The 16,275-nt window shown below is 64.8% G+C and carries 18 protein-coding genes; 13 read left to right on the top strand and 5 right to left on the bottom strand.

Translation table 11 applies throughout. The annotated features are described in order from the left end of the window. The coding region (locus tag WC739_RS19235) for an NAD-dependent epimerase/dehydratase family protein (protein ID WP_372954613.1) at positions 1-284 on the bottom strand (284 nt) is incomplete at its 3' end. Positions 285-402: 118 nt separating this feature from the next. On the opposite strand from WC739_RS19235, the gene WC739_RS19230 reads away from it, so the two are divergent. Further along, complete coding sequence (locus WC739_RS19230; RefSeq protein ID WP_372954612.1) at positions 403-1,341, top strand: NAD(P)-dependent oxidoreductase; 939 nt, start codon at positions 403-405, stop codon at positions 1,339-1,341. 16 nt (positions 1,342-1,357) lie between these two features. Here WC739_RS19230 and WC739_RS19225 read toward each other — a convergent pair whose 3' ends face one another. Together WC739_RS19225 and WC739_RS19220 are read right to left on the bottom strand one after the other, a co-directional pair. Further along, positions 1,358-2,140, bottom strand: a complete 783-nt coding sequence (locus tag WC739_RS19225; RefSeq protein ID WP_372954611.1) for a FadR/GntR family transcriptional regulator — start codon at positions 2,138-2,140, stop codon at positions 1,358-1,360. 172 nt (positions 2,141-2,312) lie between these two features. Beyond that, positions 2,313-3,302 carry a sugar-binding protein gene (locus WC739_RS19220; RefSeq protein ID WP_372954610.1) on the bottom strand — a complete coding sequence of 330 codons (990 nt, stop codon included), beginning with the start codon at positions 3,300-3,302 and terminating at the stop codon, positions 2,313-2,315. A gap of 466 nt (positions 3,303-3,768) precedes the next feature. On the opposite strand from WC739_RS19220, the gene WC739_RS19215 reads away from it, so the two are divergent. The 12 genes from WC739_RS19215 to WC739_RS19160 all read left to right on the top strand — a co-directional run bounded on the left by WC739_RS19215 (position 3,769) and on the right by WC739_RS19160 (position 14,773). Further along, positions 3,769-4,509 carry an ATP-binding cassette domain-containing protein gene (locus WC739_RS19215; protein ID WP_224663015.1) on the top strand — a complete coding sequence of 247 codons (741 nt, stop codon included), beginning with the start codon at positions 3,769-3,771 and terminating at the stop codon, positions 4,507-4,509. A gap of 39 nt (positions 4,510-4,548) precedes the next feature. Further along, complete coding sequence (locus tag WC739_RS19210) at positions 4,549-5,547, top strand: ABC transporter permease (RefSeq protein WP_372954609.1); 999 nt, start codon at positions 4,549-4,551, stop codon at positions 5,545-5,547. A gap of 10 nt (positions 5,548-5,557) precedes the next feature. Beyond that, positions 5,558-6,325: an SDR family oxidoreductase gene (locus WC739_RS19205; RefSeq protein WP_372954608.1), complete on the top strand. Its 768-nt coding sequence runs from the start codon at positions 5,558-5,560 to the stop codon at positions 6,323-6,325. A gap of 175 nt (positions 6,326-6,500) precedes the next feature. Next, positions 6,501-7,328 (top strand): helix-turn-helix domain-containing protein, encoded by an 828-nt coding sequence (locus WC739_RS19200; RefSeq protein ID WP_372954607.1) that lies wholly within the window; start codon positions 6,501-6,503, stop codon positions 7,326-7,328. 119 nt (positions 7,329-7,447) lie between these two features. Then, the gene (locus tag WC739_RS19195) at positions 7,448-7,891 is read left to right on the top strand and encodes an SRPBCC family protein (RefSeq protein WP_372954606.1); all 444 of its coding nucleotides are present in this window, start codon (positions 7,448-7,450) and stop codon (positions 7,889-7,891) included. A gap of 11 nt (positions 7,892-7,902) precedes the next feature. Beyond that, complete coding sequence (locus WC739_RS19190) at positions 7,903-8,697, top strand: xanthine dehydrogenase family protein subunit M (RefSeq protein WP_372954605.1); 795 nt, start codon at positions 7,903-7,905, stop codon at positions 8,695-8,697. A 59-nt stretch (positions 8,698-8,756) separates the two neighbouring features. Continuing rightward, positions 8,757-9,239 carry a (2Fe-2S)-binding protein gene (locus WC739_RS19185; RefSeq protein WP_372954604.1) on the top strand — a complete coding sequence of 161 codons (483 nt, stop codon included), beginning with the start codon at positions 8,757-8,759 and terminating at the stop codon, positions 9,237-9,239. Between the two features lie 12 nt (positions 9,240-9,251). Further along, entirely contained in the window at positions 9,252-10,619 is a 1,368-nt protein-coding gene (locus tag WC739_RS19180; protein WP_372954603.1) for a xanthine dehydrogenase family protein molybdopterin-binding subunit, read from the top strand. A gap of 1 nt (position 10,620) precedes the next feature. Then, a complete protein-coding gene (locus WC739_RS19175) occupies positions 10,621-11,625 on the top strand; it encodes a xanthine dehydrogenase family protein molybdopterin-binding subunit (protein ID WP_023756899.1) in 1,005 nt (334 codons plus the stop codon). 8 nt (positions 11,626-11,633) lie between these two features. Beyond that, positions 11,634-12,515: an AAA family ATPase gene (locus WC739_RS19170; protein ID WP_372954602.1), complete on the top strand. Its 882-nt coding sequence runs from the start codon at positions 11,634-11,636 to the stop codon at positions 12,513-12,515. 234 nt (positions 12,516-12,749) lie between these two features. Further along, positions 12,750-13,886: a VWA domain-containing protein gene (locus WC739_RS19165; protein WP_372954601.1), complete on the top strand. Its 1,137-nt coding sequence runs from the start codon at positions 12,750-12,752 to the stop codon at positions 13,884-13,886. Beyond that, complete coding sequence (locus tag WC739_RS19160; RefSeq protein WP_372954600.1) at positions 13,886-14,773, top strand: amidohydrolase; 888 nt, start codon at positions 13,886-13,888, stop codon at positions 14,771-14,773. Before WC739_RS19165 ends, WC739_RS19160 begins: the two co-directional genes overlap by 1 nt. A 216-nt stretch (positions 14,774-14,989) precedes the next feature. Here the strand turns inward: WC739_RS19160 and WC739_RS19155 are convergent, their stop codons facing one another. Together WC739_RS19155 and WC739_RS19150 are read right to left on the bottom strand one after the other, a co-directional pair. Beyond that, positions 14,990-15,397, bottom strand: coding sequence for a carboxymuconolactone decarboxylase family protein (locus tag WC739_RS19155; protein WP_372954599.1), 408 nt, complete (start codon positions 15,395-15,397; stop codon positions 14,990-14,992). A 395-nt stretch (positions 15,398-15,792) separates the two neighbouring features. Further along, positions 15,793-16,275, bottom strand: a 483-nt coding sequence (locus tag WC739_RS19150; protein ID WP_372954598.1) for an ATP-binding cassette domain-containing protein, incomplete at its 5' end; no start/stop codon positions are given.

Raw genomic sequence — 16,275 nt, 5'->3', positions numbered from 1 at the left:
TTGTCGGGCGTGATCATGATGCGCGGGATGGCGGCGAAATGCACCACGGCATCGACCGGCTGGGCGCGCAGCGACGGATCGAATTCATGCAGGCCCATATAGCTCGACAGCGCGTTGAAGACCTGGCCGCTGTCCGTGATGTCGGTGATCAGCGTCCGCACATTGGGATTGTCGAGCGGCTTGGTGTCGATGTTGAGCACCTGGCAGCCCTGCTCGACCAGATACTGCACGACGTGGCGTCCGGCTTTGCCGCTGCCGCCAGTGAACATGATCCGCTTTGTCATTTTGCTCTCCACATCCTTCGAGATTTATGTGTATTGTCAGACAATAAGCCATTCCGCAACCACCCTCGCCTGCAAATTGGCAGCGCCGACATCACCATTGCAAACAGGACCTGAAGACATGAACACGACTGCCGCGAGCGAAACGATCGGCTTCATCGGCCTTGGCCTGATGGGGCACGGAATCGCCAAGAACATCGTCGACAAGGGCTATGCGCTGACCTTTCTCGGCCGCAAGAACCGCAAGCCGGCGGAAGACCTTCTCGGACGGGGCGCCAAGGAAGCCGCCACCTCGCGTGACGTGGCGGCAGCATCCGACATCGTCTTCATCTGCGTCACCGGGTCGCGCGAGGTCGAGGCCATCATTCGCGGTCCCGGCGGCCTGAAGGAAGGATTGAAGAAGGGCTCGGTCGTCGTCGATTGCTCGACCTCCGACCCGGTCTCGACCGTCGCCCTCGCCGCGGAACTTGCGGCGCTCGGCGTCGACTATGTCGATGCTCCGCTCAGCCGCACGCCGAAGGAGGCCTGGGAGGGCACGCTCGACGCCATGGTCGGCGCGCCGGACGCCGTCTTCGCCAGGGTCAAGCCGGTGATCGAAACCTGGGCCGGCCGCATCGTCCACATCGGCGACACCGGCGACGGCCACCGCATGAAGCTGCTCAACAATTTCATCTCGCTCGGCTACGCCGCGATCTATTCCGAGGCGCTGGCGCTGGCGCAGAAGGTCGGCATCTCGCCGCCGCGTTTCGACAGCGTCATCCGCAACGGCCGCATGGATTGCGGCTTCTACCAGACCTTCATGCGCTGGACGCTGGAGGGCGATCGCGATGCGCACAAATTCTCGATTGCCAACGCCTTCAAGGACCTGACCTATCTGGAATCCATGGCCGGAGCCGCCGGCATCGCCAACCCGCTCGGCAACGCCACCAAGAACGCCTTCGCCGGCGCCCACGCCACCGGCCCCGCCGAGCAGTTCGTGCCGATGCTGGCCACTTACATCGGCAAGGTCAACGGCATCGACCTGATGCCTTCCAAGGATGGGGTGAAGCAGACGATCTGAGCCGAACGGGGCGGCCTTACCGCCGTGCCCGTCCGATCGCCGCGTCGGTGTCGGCCAGCAGTCTGTGCACGGCATTGCGGGCGGCGGCAGGCCGCTGCAGGCGGATGTTCTTCTCGATCGCCTCATGCAGTTTCTGCGCGTGCTGCTGATCGCCGACCCGCTGCGTGGCGTAGGCAAACAGGTGGTCGAGCGCCGATTCGATGAGCACGCCCAGCGGCACAAGCAGGTCGTTGCCGGAAGCGCGCAGGATGGCAAGATGGAAGCGAGTGTCGGCGCGAATGCGATCCTGCAGGCTCGCCGCCTCGCCCATCTCACGGCACGCCTTGCTGATCTCTTCCATCTGCTCGTCCGTCCGCCGCAAGGCGGCGAAGGCGGACGCTTCCGGTTCGATGATGAGCCGGAACTCCTGGACTGTGCGCAGAAAGGCTTCGCGATCCGGCGACGTCGCGTACCAGGCCAGCACATCGCGGTCGAGCAGGTTCCAGCGCTCCTTCGGCTCGACCCAACTACCGATCTTGGGCCGCGACGCCAGCAGGCTCTTCGCCATGAGCATCTTGATGGCTTCTCGCACCGCCGAGCGGCTGACATTGAAGGTCTCCGCCCATTTCGCCTCGTTGGGGAGGATGGTGCCGGGCGGGTAGTCGCCACGCACGATGCGCAGGCCTATCTCGCCGGCCAGCGAAGCATGGACGCTCGACCCGGGGAAATGCGCCGCGTCGGGGCGTCTTAAGCCGGCCGGGCGGTCGGCAGGCGTTGCCTTGCCCGCATCCGCTCGCTTCTGTGATGTGTCGTCCGGCATCCACGTTCCAATGCGTCGGCAGTTTCGTCCGCAATGGTTCCGGGCCCGTGCGGCGCGCCGATATCGTTGCCGAAATTCCAGATTATGGACGCGTCAAGGCCGGAGCCGGTCGCCCCGCCACAGCGTCGCTTCGGAAAGAGGGCGCCCGTTGCCGGGCGCCCCTGATCCCAACCTACTTCTGGATGCAGGTGTCGACCGTGTCCTTGGTGCATTCGTCAAGGCCGGTGAATACCGGATCGGCGACGGCCTTGCCTTCGATGAGATCGATCATCACCGACGGCGCCTTATAGCCCATTTCGAATGGCCGCTGGCCAACCAGCGCGGTCACGAGACCGTCCCTGGCGATGGCCACCTCGTCACCGATCGTGTCGGCGGCGCCGATGACGAAATCGTTGCTGGCGATCTTGTCCTTCAGCGGCCCCATCAGGTCGCGGTAAGGCTGCGGAGCACCGAACAGCGGCCAGCCGCCCATGATGCCGAACGCGTCGAGCTTGGGGTTGGCGGCGAGGATGTCGGTCATCGCCTGAACGCCCTTGGCGCCGTCGTCATTGGTGAACACCGGGCAGCCGGCCACTTCGGTCCAGCCACCTTCGCCGGCAAGCGCGGCGAGGCCTTCCTTGCCGGTCAGCGCATCGCGCATGCCTTGCGCGCGGCGCAGGATGTTGTCGGCGGCGGGGTTACCCTCGATCGTGCAGATCGTTCCGCCGTTCGGCTTGGCCTTCTTGATGTACTCGCCGATCTTCTTGCCCATCAGGTAGTTGTCGGTGCCGAGATAGGTCTTGCGCAGCGCCGCGTCCTCCTTGGCGAGGTCGGCGTCGACGGTCATGATCGGGATCGTCGGATTGGCGCTCTTGATCGTCTGCGCGATCAGCGGCGCGTTCGACGGCGAGATCGCCATCGCCACCGTGTCGGCCTTGCTCAGCATGTCCTGGACGATCTGCGCCTCGCCGGCCTCGTCGGATGTCGACGCCGGACCGGTATAGAAGCACTCATATTCCGAGGATGCGTTTTCCTTGTTCCATTTTTCGCAGCCCTGGTGGATGGCTTCGAAGAACGGGTTGTCGAGGCCCTTCACCACGATGACGAGTTGTTTCTTGGCCAATGCCGGCCCGGCGCCCAACGCCATGGCGGCGACAGCGGCGAGCAGAAGTGTTTTCCTCATGTCAGTCCTCCCTTGAAACAGACGGACACGGCGTGCCCGCCACACAGATCGACCGGATGCGTGATGGCAGAGGTTCGTAGCACGAGCACTCATGCCCCAAGACAGATCGATAAGCATTTCCCGATCGGCTCTGGACCGGCTCGACGCGCGTGAGCCGGGCCATCGGCCGATGAGATCCACACCGGTTCCAGCCAGCTTGCGCGGCCAGGCTTCGGCATGTTCTCCTCCTACCCTTAGCTAATATCGCCACGTCGACGACGTCAATGCTATTTGTCCTACAAAACTGATTTTTGGAGTGGAGCCGAACCCTATTCGTCGGACAATTGATTGACGCGGGCCGGCTTTTGCGTAAAACAACGCTGACGCTGTTTCCGGGAGGAGCCGGGGAAAGCGAGGCCAAAGCAGCGCCCGCGCGACGCGTGGGGAACAGCAGCAGGCCGCAAGGAACGGGGAGGCTAGAAGGCTGGTGGCGGTTCTCGAACTCACCAACATATCGAAGCATTTCGGCGCCATCCAGGCCGTCAACGACGTGTCGTTGTCGATCGAGCCCGGCCAGGTCGTCGGCCTGATGGGCGATAACGGCGCCGGCAAATCAACGCTGGTCAAGATGATCGCCGGCAACTTCCCGCCCAGCCATGGCAGCATGCGGATGGACGGCAAGGAGCTTGTGCTGCACAAGCCCGTGGAAGCCCGCCAGCACGGCATCGAGATCGTCCACCAGGACCTGGCGCTGTGCAACAACCTGACCGCCGCCGCCAATGTCTTTCTCGGCCGCGAGCTGCGCCGCGGCGTCGGTCCGTTCCGCATCCTGGATTACGCGTCGATGTACAAGCGCGCCGGCCAGATTTTCGCCGAGCTGAAATCCGAGACCCGTCCACGCGACCTGGTCAAGCAGATGTCGGGCGGCCAGCGCCAGGCGGTGGCAATCGCCCGCACCATGCTCTCGCAAGCCAAGATCGTGCTGATGGACGAGCCGACAGCAGCGATCTCCGTGCGCCAGGTGGCCGAGGTGCTCAATCTCATCCGCCATCTGCGCGACCAGGGCATCGCGGTCGTGCTGATCAGCCACCGCATGCCCGACGTCTTCACCGTCGCCGACCGCGTCATCGTCATGCGGCGCGGCCGCAAGGTCGCCGACAAGACGATCGCGTCGAGTTCGCCCGAGGAAGTTACCGGGCTGATCACCGGCGCCATCGAACAGGTTTGATATCAGGCGTTCACCACGAACAGCAGATGAAGGTCGCCGATGGCACTGACAATTGACCAGCCGATCGAACACAAGCAGCAATCCCTGCCGGCCAGACTGTTTGCCAGCCAGACCTTCTGGGTGGTGATCGCGGTGATCCTCGCCTGCCTGTTCCTGTCGTTCGCCACGGACGCCTTCGCCACCTCGAAGAACCTCTACAACATCACCCGCAACATCACCTTCGTCGCCATCATTGCGCTCGGCATGACCTTCGTCATCATCACCGGCGGCATCGACCTCTCGGTCGGCTCGGTGCTGTGCCTGTCCTCCATGGTGCTGGCCGTGACCATGCATGCCGGCTACTCGATCGAAATCGGCATCCTGGCCTCGATCGGCACCGCGCTCGCCATCGGCGCCTTCAACGGGGTGCTGATCGCCTATCTCGGCTTTCCACCCTTTGTGGTGACGCTCGGCATGCTGTCGATCGCGCGCAGCCTGGCCATGGTCGCCTCCAACAACACCGTCGTCTTCCAGTTCGGGCCGGACCACGACAAGCTGCTGGCGCTGGGCGGCGGCGCCTGGGTGTTCGGCATCGCCAATCCGGTGCTCTACACGATCCTGCTGGCACTGATCACCGGCTTCACCCTGCGGTGGACGAAGTTCGGCCGCCACATCTTCGCCATCGGCGGCAACGAGCACGCGGCGAGGCTGACCGGTGTGCCGGTCCGCCAGATCAAGGTCGCCGTCTACATGATCTCGGCGCTGTCGGCCGGCATTGCCGGCATCATCGAGACCGGCTGGCTGGGCGCCGTCACCACCAATATCGGCACCGGCATGGAATTGCAGGTGATCGCCGCCACCGTCATCGGCGGCGCCAACCTGGCCGGCGGCATCGGCACCGCCTTCGGCGCCATCGTCGGCGCCGCCCTCATCGAGGTGATCCGCAACAGCCTCGGCCTGCTCGGCATCAACGCCTTCTGGCAAGGCGTGTTCATCGGCGGCGCCATCCTGCTGGCCGTGCTGTTCGATCGCATCCGCAACTTCAGGCGCAGCGATTAAGCCGGCTGTCATGCCAAGCCCATTGTTCAACCTCGCGGGCCGGTTGGCGCTGATCACAGGCTCCAGCCAGGGCATCGGCTTCGCGCTGGCGCGGGGCCTCGCCGAACACGGCGCGAGCGTGGTGCTCAACGGCCGCGATGCCGGCAAGACCGGCGCTGCCGTCGACAAGCTGCGCGAAGCCGGCCTCGACGCCCATGCCTCGCTCTTCGACGTTACCGATTCCCGCGCAGTGGCGGCCGAAATCGACAGGATCGAGGCCGCGATCGGGCCCATCGATATCCTGGTCAACAATGCCGGTCTTCAGTTCCGCGCGCCGCTAGAGGATTTTCCCGAAGAGCAGTGGGAGCGGCTGTTCAAGACGAATGTCTCGGGAGCCTTCCATACCGGCAAGGCGGTCGCCCGCCACATGATCACCCGGCGCCGGGGCAAGATCATCAACATCGGCTCGGTGCAGAGCGAACTGGCCCGGCCCAACATCGCGCCCTATACCGCGACAAAGGGCGCCATCCGCAACCTGACGCGCGGCATGTGCGCCGACTGGGCAAGGCATGGAATGCAGATCAACGCCATCGCGCCCGGCTATTTCCGCACCGAGATGAACCAGGCGCTGGTCGACAACGCGGAATTCTCCGCCTGGCTGGAAAAGCGCACCCCGGCCGGCCGTTGGGGCGATGTCGACGAGCTGGTCGGCGCCGCCGTGTTCCTGGCGTCCGACGCGTCGTCCTTCGTCAACGGTCATACGCTGTATGTCGACGGCGGCATGACCGCTTCGGTGTGAAGGCGCGCACGCGAAGCGTTGTTCGTTCCGGTGCCTATCGCTCAGTCTGAAAATCCATTGTTGCTAGGCACCTGGGGAGGCAACCACCTACCCGCGCCTTGACGTGCGCCCGAACTCGGCCGCACAATCCCCAGGCGGACGAAGGGAGGCCAGTCGCCCGCGGGAGGATATACCCATGACGGAAGCGATCAGGCTCTACTGGGGCCGGTTCGGACATGTTTCTATCCTGAATGTCGCAAGCGACTTCGTCACCCATGCCCATGTCGAGGCACATCTGATCATCTGGCTGGAAGGCACGGCCGGCGAAATGACCATCGGCCGGGAGACGGTACGGCTCGGGCCATGCACCGCGGCCGGAATCAATTCCTTCCAGCCGCACAGCCACGTCCTGTCGCGCAACGGCGCGCCTGGCCTGTTCCTGGCGTTCTACATCGATCCCGACTGGGCGCGTCGTCGCCGTGACCTGCCTTCGTCCGCGCCGTTGTTCCAACAGGCCGCGATCACACTCGAGCCATGGCTGCACCAGGCGGCCGCCAATCTGCCCGACCACCTTACCGACAATGAAAGCGTCGATGACGTCGCCAATTACGAAATCGAGCGCTTCATCGACAGCGTACTCGATGCCGCGGACGCTTCGTCGCCACGGGAGGCGACCATTCGCGTCCACACCATGCAGGACTTCCGCGTCCGCAAGGCGATCCAGCTGATGAAGGCCAATGTCTGCGAACGCATCTGCTTCGACGAGGTCGCCCGCAGCGTCGGCCTGTCGCGGCCGCATTTCTTCGCCCTGTTCAAGGAACAGACCAACCTGACGCCCAACGTCTACTGGAACACGCTGCGCATGGAGGAAGCCGTGCGGCAGTTGCAGTGGTCGCGGGAGCCGCTGATCTCGGTCGCCTGCAATCTGGGCTTCACCACCCAAGGCAATTTCTCGCGCTTCTTCCGCGACCATGTCGGGGTGCCGCCGACGCTGTATCGCGAGGCCGCAAGGGCGATCGCCTGAGCCGGGCGGTCGCCATCGTTTTTCAGACTCCTTGATACGCGTTCAAGACGCATTGATAAGCGCCCCCGGGATGGCCGGCCTACCCTTGCCAACTGTCGCAGCTGCAAGGGAAAATCCATATGGCGAAAGTCACCATCTCCAGCGTCATCGACGCGCCGGTCGAAAAGGTCTGGGCACGCATACGCGACTTCAACGGTTTGCCCGGTTGGCATCCCCGCATGGTCGAAAGCCATATCGAGGATGGCAAGGACGCCGGAACGATCGGCTGCGTGCGCAACTTCCAGCTGGCCAGCGGGGCTCGCATCCGTGAGAAGCTGCTCGACTTTTCCGATGACAATTTCCTTGTCAGCTATTCCATCCTGGAGACGCCGCAGCCACTGACCAACCATAAGGCGACATTGCAGCTCCGCCGCGTCACCGATGGCGATCGCACCTATGCCGAATGGACCGCCAGCTTCGATGCGGCGCCCGAGGAGGCCGACAAGCTGGCCGAGGGCATGGGCACGAACGTGTTTCAGGGGGGCTTCAACGCCTTGAAGAGCCATTTCTCCGGCCAGGGTTGACGGAGCCGGTCATGGCGCTTGCCCTGCAGATTTTTTCGACCGTGAAGGACGCCAATGCCGCGCTGAAATCGGCTGGCACGCGCTATCTGGGCGGCGGCACCCTCGTCGTGCGTGCCGCCAATGAGGGCGATATCTCCGTCACCGGCCTTGTTCGCTCGACCGAGCCGTCACTGTCCGCCATCGACGTTGCCGGCGGCAAGGTCCGCGTCGGTGCTTCGGTGACGATGGCGGCGGTCGCCCGCCATCCGGAGCTCGGCATCCTTGCCAAGGCGGCGCGCGCCGTGGGCGGTCCGGCCGTCCGCAACATGGCGACCGTCGGCGGCAATCTGTTCGCGCCAACCCCCTACGGCGATTTCGCGGTTGCCCTGCTGGCGCTCGATGCCACGGTCACGACGCAGGATGGCGAAACACAGATAGACACCTTCCTGGATCGCCGCGACGCCAGCCGCGCCATCGTCACATCGGTCGGGTTCACCCTGCCGGCGCAAGATGGCTTTCGCTTCCTGAAAGTCTCGCGGGTCAAGCCCAAGGGCGTTTCAGTGCTGAGCATCGCGGTCCTTGTCGAACGGGCGGCGGACGGCACCATAGCCTCGGCGCGGATCGCGCTTGGCTGCATGGCCGACAGGCCGATGCGCGCCAGGGCGGCTGAAATGGCGCTGGTCGGCGCAACCCTGACCAAGGAGGGCATCGCGCCGGCTCTGGCCGCCGCCAACGAAGGCACCTCGCCGGCCACCGATCCGATCGCCAGCGCCTGGTATCGCAACGAAGTGCTGCCGGTCCATCTCGGCCGGCTGCTGCTCAGCTAGTCATCTGTCGGGGGGCGCGCGTCTGTCCGATTCCTCGGGCAGGCGCGCAAGGAGGAAAAATGGCGAAGGTCCCGGTTCAATTCACGCTCAACGGCAGCGAGACGGCCGAATTCATCGACAGCGGTTCGACACTTCTGCATGCGTTGCGCGACAAGATCGGCGACACGTCGCCGAAGGGCGGCTGCCATCAGGGCACGTGTGGCGCCTGCTCCCTCATCATCGACGGTGAACTCCGGCTGTCCTGCCTGACGCTGGCCGAGAGCTGCAACGGCGCCGCCATCACAACCACGTCCGGTCTCTCCGAAGGCGGCGTCCTGCATCCGCTGCAGCGCGCCTTCCTCGACGCCTTCGCATCGCAATGCGGTTTCTGCACGCCGGGCATGATCATGGCGGCCAAGGTGCTGCTCGACCATACGCCCAACCCGAGCCGCGACGAGGTGGTGGAAGCGCTGTCGGGCAATATCTGCCGCTGCACCGGCTACGAGCCGATCATCCAGGCAGTGCTGCTCGCGGCCCGCGCCAATTCGCAGAACGCGGCCTGAAGGATCAACAGAATGGAACTGCGCAAGAGTTACTTCGCCGATGTCCGCAAGGACGACCTGCACGAGATCGGCCAGGCCCGGCCGCGATCGGATTCGCCCGGCCATGTCACTGGCAAGACCGCCTTCTTCGCCGACCGCAACTTCCCCGGCATGCTGCACCTGAAGATGGTGCGCAGCCCGCACCACCATGCCCGCATCCGCTCGATCGACACCTCGGAGGCCGAGAAGCATCCCGGCGTCGTCAGGGTGCTCACAGCCAAGGACGTGCCGCATAATGTCTATACCATCCTGATCCTTATCCAGGTCGGACCCGAGGACGAAACGGTGCTGGCCGACGGCAAGGTGCGCTTCAAGGGCGAGGCCGTGGTGGCGGTGCTGGCCGAAACCGAGCGGGCGGCGCAGGAGGCCGCGGCCAAGGTCAAGGTAGACTACGAGGTGCTGCCGGCCGTCTTCGACATGGAGGAAGCGCTGAAGCCCGGCGCGCCCCTGGTCAACGAATATCACGGCCAGAATTATTACCTCTATGACAGCGGCGCGTGCCGCAAGGTGCGTTTCGGCGATGTCGAGGCGGGCTTTGCACAGGCCGACCACATTCTCGAACAGAGCTATCAATCCTCGCCGATCGAGCACGCGCCGACCGAAACCACCGGCTGCGTGGTGGCGCCTGAGGGCAACGACCGCTTCACCTGCTACACCAACACGCAGGCGATGTTCTTCACCCTCGACAACACCTCGATCATCCTGCAGATGCCCGGCAGCAAGCTCCACTTCGTCGGCGGCACCGTCGGCGGCGGCTTTGGCGGCAAGGTCGACGTCATCGTCGAGCCGATCGCCATCCTCGGCGCCAAGCTCACCGGCCGGCCGGTCTCCTTCATATACAGTCGCGAGGAGGAGATGCAGGTCTCCTCGCCGCGCGCCGCTGAAAAGGTCGTCATCAAGGACGGCGTCATGAAGGACGGCCGCATCGTCGCGCGCAAGGTGACCGGCTACACCGATGCCGGCGCCTATTCGCGCCATTCGCCCTATGGCGCGCAGAAGGGCGCCGGGCATTATCCGGGCCCCTACACGATTCCCAATGTCTGGATCGACACTTACTGCGTCTACACCAACCGCACCCCCTCCTCCGCCATGCGGGGCTTCGGCGTCACCATCGGCGACTTCGCGCTGGAGGTGCAGATGGACAAGCTGGCGCGGCTGATCGGCATGGACCCGCTCGAATTCCGCTTCATCAACGCCTATCGCGACGGCGACATGAAAGCGCATCGCCAGCCGACCGAGGGGGCGGCGCTGATCGAATGCATGCAGGAAGCCTCGCGCGCCGCCGACTGGCCGGTGGCGGAGAAATACATGGCGATGTCGTCCTACGCGAAGGGAGCTTGAGATGGCGATCAGGCGTGGACGCGGCGTCGCCGCGATCAACTATCCGACCGGCATGAACCTCGGCGGCGACCCGACCCAGGCGCTGGTCCATTCGACGCCGACCGGCAATTTCATGGTGACGCTGTCCTCGGTCGACCTCGGCCAGGGCATGAAGCAGATCATGGCGCAGATCTGCGCCGAGACGATCGGCGTGCCGACCGATCGCGTCGTCGTCGACACCGCCGACACCGACACCGGCCCGCACTGCATGGGCACGTTTGCCTCGCGCGGCACCCACCGCGCCGGCAACGCCGTCATCCAGGCCGCCAGGGAAGCCCGCCAGGTGATGCTGGAAGTGGCGGCCGAGGAACTGGAGGTCAACGCCTCCGACCTCGAGACAGACGGCCAGGGCAACATCCTGGTCAAGGGCGCGCCGCAGAAGTCGATCTCCATATTCGATGTCGCGCTGTCGGCGCATTTCAAGCGCGGTCGCTCGATCTCGGGCCGCGGCATGTTCCTGATCCCGCGCTCCTATCCGGAGAAGGAGACCGGCGCCATGAAGCCGTCGACCTGCTATGCGCATGCCTGCACGGTCGCGGAGGTCGAGGTCGATGACGAGACCGGCGAAGTCACCGTCCTGACCGTGAAGAACGTGTTCGAGATCGGCCGCGCGCTGAACCCGAAGATGGTCGAGCAGCAGCTTGTTGGCGGCTCGTGGATGGGCATCAGCCATGCGCTTTACGAGACCACCGAGCCCTACTATCCCAACCGCGACCATGGCGGCACCGACTTCAACCAGTATCTGATGCCCGGCCCCGGCGACCTCGCCGAGACCGAGATCATCGTGCTGGAACGGCCCTCGGCCGACGGGCCTTATGGCGCCAAGGGACCGGGCGAGATGTGCGCCAACCCTCAAATTCCCGCCGTTGCCAATGCCGTCTTCGACGCGGTCGGCGTGCGCATCGACACGCTGCCGATCACGCCGGAGCGCATCCTGCGCGCGCTCAAGGCGCAAGCGGCGAACTGAGCGGCAAGATGTCTGGAGTGAATGCCGAAACTGTCGCGACATCGCCGGAGGCGGTGGCGCAGCAACTCGCCGGGTCGCGCTATCTCGCCGATGAGAGCCTGGCGACCGCCATCTTCCTGGCGATCCGGCTGGGCAAGCCCCTCCTGCTCGAAGGTGCGCCCGGCGTCGGCAAGACGGAGGCGGCGAAGGCTGTCGCCACGCTACTCGGCCGCGACCTGGTGCGGCTGCAATGCTACGAAGGCATCGACGCCGCGCACGCGCTCTATGAGTGGAACTACCAGCGTCAGTTGCTCGCCATCCGCCATGCCGGCGAGCAGGAGATCGACATTTATGACGACCGTTTCCTGATCGCCCGGCCGCTGCTGCAGGTGCTCAGGGCGCCGGAACAGCGCGTGCTGCTGGTTGACGAGATCGACCGCTCGGACCATGAATTCGAAGCGCTGCTGCTCGAATTCCTCTCCGATTTCCAGATCAGCATACCCGAGCGCGGAACCATCCGCGCCGCGGCGCAGCCGATCGTCATCCTGACCTCGAACCGCACCCGGGAGCTTGCCGAAGCGTTGCGCCGCCGCTGTGTCTACCACTGGATCGGCTATCCCGACGCCGAGCGCGAGGCCGCTATCATCATGCTGCGCGCTGGCGATGTCGCGCAGGCCACCGCACGCGCGGTGGCGGCGGCCGTGCAGACCATCCGCGCCCGACCGCTTGCCAAGCCGCCAGGCATCGCCGAGGCGGTCGAATGGGCGAATGCCGCGACCATTCTGGAAAAAGGCGGCAGCCCCTGGCCGGAAGCCTTCCGCCGGGCCATCGGCGTGCTGATCAAGGACGAGGAGGATCTCACCTACATCGCGCCAGAACTTGGCCGCATCGTCGAGGAGGCGCTGGCGTGATGCGCGATCGACCCGGCTCTTTCCACAATGCCGGCGCTCTACGGCGCCCCCCTCTGTCCTGCCGGACATCTCCCCCACGAGGGGGGAGATCCGTAGTGTCGTGGGCGTCGCCCTTCCTCCAGCATTGGAGATTGGCGACGGCATTCGACACGGCCAATCTCCCCCCTCGTGGGGGAGACGTCCGGCAGGACAGAGGGAGGCGCGAAAGATCGCGGCGCCCAAGACATGCCTGCGATGGCTGACGAAGCAAGCTTGCCCCGCGCCGCAGCTCCCCTGCTCGGCTTTGCCCGCCTTTTGCGCCGTTACGGCTTCGCGGTCGCGCCCGAACAGGTCTCCAGCTTCATGCAGGCCGTGACGCTGCTTGGGCCGCGCTCGATGGGCGATATCCGTGAGGCCGCGCTCGCCACCCTGGCACCGCCGCCCGACCGCCGTGACGAATTCGAGGTGCATTTCCAGAGCCATTTTTATGGCAGCACGTCAGCCGTGGTCGAAGGCGATCCGGACGAGGAAACCCGCGTCAAGGATGATGGCGGCGCCGACGACGAACGCATCGAGGCCGAGCAGAGCCAGGAAGGCGGCGAGTTCTCCTCGGCGCGCGAGCAGTTGAGCGTCCGCGATTTCGAGCGCGACGACGACAGGCTGGCCGCCTTTCGCCGCGGATTGTCGAGCGCGCTGCCCGCCCGCCGCTCCCTCCGCACCGTGCGCACGCATTCGCGCGGCAAGCTCGACCTGCGCCGCTCGCTGCGCGAGATCGTCAGCGCCGATGGCGACGTCCCCTCGCCCCTGCTGCGCCGCCGCCAGACCGTGCCGCGCAAGCTGCTGCTGCTGATCGATGTCTCCGGTTCGATGAAGCTGCACACGGCCGACTATCTCAAGCTGGCACATGCAGCCGTTCAAGGCACGGACCGCGCCGAGATCTTCACCTTCGGCACAAGGCTGACCCGCATTACCTCGGCTCTGCGCCTCCGCGACCGCGATCAGGCCCTGGCACGCGCCGCCGCCCAGGTCGACGATTGGGACGGCGGCACCCGCATGGGGCCGACGCTGCTGGCCTTCCTCTCCGTGCCGCGCTTTTCGTCTTTCGCGCGTGGTGCCGCGGTCGTCATCCTCTCCGATGCGCTGGAGCGCGGCGACCATGCCGAACTGGAGACGGCGATGCGCCGGCTGAGCGCCCGCGCCTTCCGCCTCTCGCTGGCGACCCCGCTGGCCGGCGATCCGCGTTTCCGGCCGGAAACGGCGGCGCTGCGCGCCATCCTGCCCGACCTCGACGATTTGGTCGACGGCTCGTCGCTAGCCGGCCTGACAGATTTCATCCTGTCGCTTGCCCGCCCCGCCCCGCCGGCGGCGACAATCTGGAAGAGGGTTTCGTGATGCAGAAAACCATCGACGCGCATTTCCACATCTGGCGCCAGCAGGACCAGCCCTGGTTGGTCGGGCCCATGGTGCCGCGCATCTTCGGCCCTTACGAACCCATCCGCCGCGACTATCCGATCGAGGAGTTTCTCCAGGACCAGAAGGGCGCCCGGGTGGAGAAAGCCGTCTATGTCCAGACCAACTGGGCCAAGGAGGATTTCGAGAAGGAAGTCGCCTTCCTGCAGAAAACGGCCGACGAGACCGGCTGGCCGCACGCCATCGTCGGCTATACCGACATGACCGTGGACGATATCAGGCCCCAGATCGACCGGTTGATGAAATATCCGCTGCTGCGCGGCGTGCGCATGCAATTGCACTGGCACGAGATGCCGGCCTTCCGCTTCGCCGGTTCGGCCGACCAGGTCATCGACCCCAAGGTGCGCGCCAATGTTGCGCGGCTGAAGGACTACGGCCTGTCCTTCGACCTTCAGCTCTTCCCCGCCCAGATGAAGGACGGGCTGACGCTTGTCGGCGAAAACCCGGAGACGAACTTCATCCTCACCCATGCCGGCATGCTGACCGGCATGGAGCCGGAAACCACGGAGGCCTGGAAAGAAGGCCTGCGGACACTCTCGGCGGCACCGAATTTCTACGCCAAGCTGTCCGGCCTCGGCACCTTCGTCCACCGCAACGATCCGGCGCTGATCGCCTATATCGTCGACAGCGCGATCGACATCCTGGGCGCGGACCATCTGATGTTCGGTTCGAATTTCCCGATCGAGAAACTGTGGACGAGCCACGCCGAACTGATCAAGGCGCACCGCGACGCGGTGGCCAGGCATGGCGCGGCGGCCGAGGCGGAAATTTTCTGGAATACCGCGGAGAAAGTGTATCGGCCGGTATAACAGCACCCTTACCTTCTCCCCCTGCGGGAGAAGGTGGATCGGCGCGCAGCGCCGAGACGGATGAGGGGTGCTGGAAGGAACTGGGCGCAAAAGAATAAGCGATTCTAGGCGCTTAGTTGTTCAACGCAGCGATCCTTCCAACACCCCTCATCCGACCTCGCTTCGCGAGGCCACCTTCTCCCACAGGGGGAGAAGGTAAGGGCGCGCCGCTGCCCCTCACTTCACCTCGAACTGCGGATCGACAGGGATCTGCAGCGCCGTCACCATGTGGTTGGTCTGTCCGGCCAGCCCGATGATCGACACCAGTTCGCCATGCTGCGCGTCGGTCATGCCCTTGGCCCGAGCCGCGGCCGTGTGCGAGTGCACGCAATAGGAACAGCCATTGGCGGTCGACACGGCGATGTAGATCATCTCCTTGGTCAGCGGATCGATGGCGCTGTCGGCGACCATCACCACCTTGAGCTGTTCCCAGATCCGCTTCAGCGCCGCGGGATCGTTGGCCAGCCCGCGCCAGAAATTGTTGACGAAATCCGATTTGCGCGTCGCGCGGATATCGTCGAACACGGCTTTCACGGCGGGGATTTGTTCGACCTCGGCATCGCTGAGGAGTCTTGTGGTGGCCATGGCGTTTTCCCTTCGCGTGAGTTGATGGATTAGGTTGTTGAATCTGGCTCGGAGCAAAGACGCCTAACCGGCGTTTCTGATTCAGTTTTTGAGGCGGATTGAAGCAGAACGATGGAGTGTTGCGAAGCGCCCTCACCCTTCGTCATCCTAGGGCGGAGCAGGCGCAAAGCGCCGCGGCGGAGACCCTAGGATCCATTCCGTGACCTCCGCCGGTGAACTCAACGGAGCAGAATTCTGCACCGTAGCAGCGCTTCGGAGTCCCGGCATGGATCCTCGGGTCTGCGCCGCGTCGCTACGCTCCTTGCTCCGCCCGTGGATGACGAACTGACGAGCGCATGAGCCATCTCCAAAAGCTCGACGCGCCGGTGCGATGTGCATCCCTCCCTACAAACAACCTAATGCACCGCCGCATACATGATCTTCTCCTCGGTCGCCTCCGCCGGCGAGAATTCCTCGACGATGCGGCCCTGCCGGCACACCAGAATCCGGTCGGACAGGTTCATGATCTCCGGCAGGTAGGACGAGATGACCACCACGGCCAGCCCCTCGTCGGCCAGCCGGTTGATGATCTGGTGGATCTCGGCGATTGCGCCGACATCGACGCCGCGTGTCGGTTCGTCGAAGATGACGATGCGTGGCTGCTGCACAAGGCCCTTGCCGATCACCACCTTCTGCTGGTTGCCGCCGGAAAGCTCCACCACGCGGGCATTGTCGTTGATCGCCTTGATGTTCAGCGTCTTGGTCCATTCGGCCGAGAGCGTCCGCATCTCCTGCTGGTTGATCACCCAGGCCTTTTCGCGGCCCGCCGCCAGCAACCCGCCGAACAGGTTCTCGGCAATGCCCATCGTCTCGAAAATGCCTTCGCTCTTGCGGTCCTC

It is taken from the genome of Mesorhizobium sp. (assembly GCF_041661565.1).
Taxonomy (GTDB): domain Bacteria; phylum Pseudomonadota; class Alphaproteobacteria; order Rhizobiales; family Rhizobiaceae; genus Mesorhizobium.
The sequence above is the reverse complement of the archived record's forward strand: the minus strand, read 5'-3'. Positions and strand labels throughout refer to the sequence as shown.

Excerpts from the sequence above, each read along its gene's own strand:
- WC739_RS19230 (WP_372954612.1), top strand. The coding sequence starts at position 403 with ATGAACACGACTGCCGCGAGCGAAACGATCGGCTTCATCGGCCTTGGC.
- WC739_RS19225 (WP_372954611.1), bottom strand. The coding sequence starts at position 2,140 with ATGCCGGACGACACATCACAGAAGCGAGCGGATGCGGGCAAGGCAACG.
- WC739_RS19220 (WP_372954610.1), bottom strand. The coding sequence starts at position 3,302 with ATGAGGAAAACACTTCTGCTCGCCGCTGTCGCCGCCATGGCGTTGGGC.
- WC739_RS19210 (WP_372954609.1), top strand. The coding sequence starts at position 4,549 with ATGGCACTGACAATTGACCAGCCGATCGAACACAAGCAGCAATCCCTG.
- WC739_RS19205 (WP_372954608.1), top strand. The coding sequence starts at position 5,558 with ATGCCAAGCCCATTGTTCAACCTCGCGGGCCGGTTGGCGCTGATCACA.
- WC739_RS19200 (WP_372954607.1), top strand. The coding sequence starts at position 6,501 with ATGACGGAAGCGATCAGGCTCTACTGGGGCCGGTTCGGACATGTTTCT.
- WC739_RS19195 (WP_372954606.1), top strand. The coding sequence starts at position 7,448 with ATGGCGAAAGTCACCATCTCCAGCGTCATCGACGCGCCGGTCGAAAAG.
- WC739_RS19190 (WP_372954605.1), top strand. The coding sequence starts at position 7,903 with ATGGCGCTTGCCCTGCAGATTTTTTCGACCGTGAAGGACGCCAATGCC.
- WC739_RS19185 (WP_372954604.1), top strand. The coding sequence starts at position 8,757 with ATGGCGAAGGTCCCGGTTCAATTCACGCTCAACGGCAGCGAGACGGCC.
- WC739_RS19180 (WP_372954603.1), top strand. The coding sequence starts at position 9,252 with ATGGAACTGCGCAAGAGTTACTTCGCCGATGTCCGCAAGGACGACCTG.
- WC739_RS19175 (WP_023756899.1), top strand. The coding sequence starts at position 10,621 with ATGGCGATCAGGCGTGGACGCGGCGTCGCCGCGATCAACTATCCGACC.
- WC739_RS19170 (WP_372954602.1), top strand. The coding sequence starts at position 11,634 with ATGTCTGGAGTGAATGCCGAAACTGTCGCGACATCGCCGGAGGCGGTG.
- WC739_RS19165 (WP_372954601.1), top strand. The coding sequence starts at position 12,750 with ATGGCTGACGAAGCAAGCTTGCCCCGCGCCGCAGCTCCCCTGCTCGGC.
- WC739_RS19160 (WP_372954600.1), top strand. The coding sequence starts at position 13,886 with ATGCAGAAAACCATCGACGCGCATTTCCACATCTGGCGCCAGCAGGAC.
- WC739_RS19155 (WP_372954599.1), bottom strand. The coding sequence starts at position 15,397 with ATGGCCACCACAAGACTCCTCAGCGATGCCGAGGTCGAACAAATCCCC.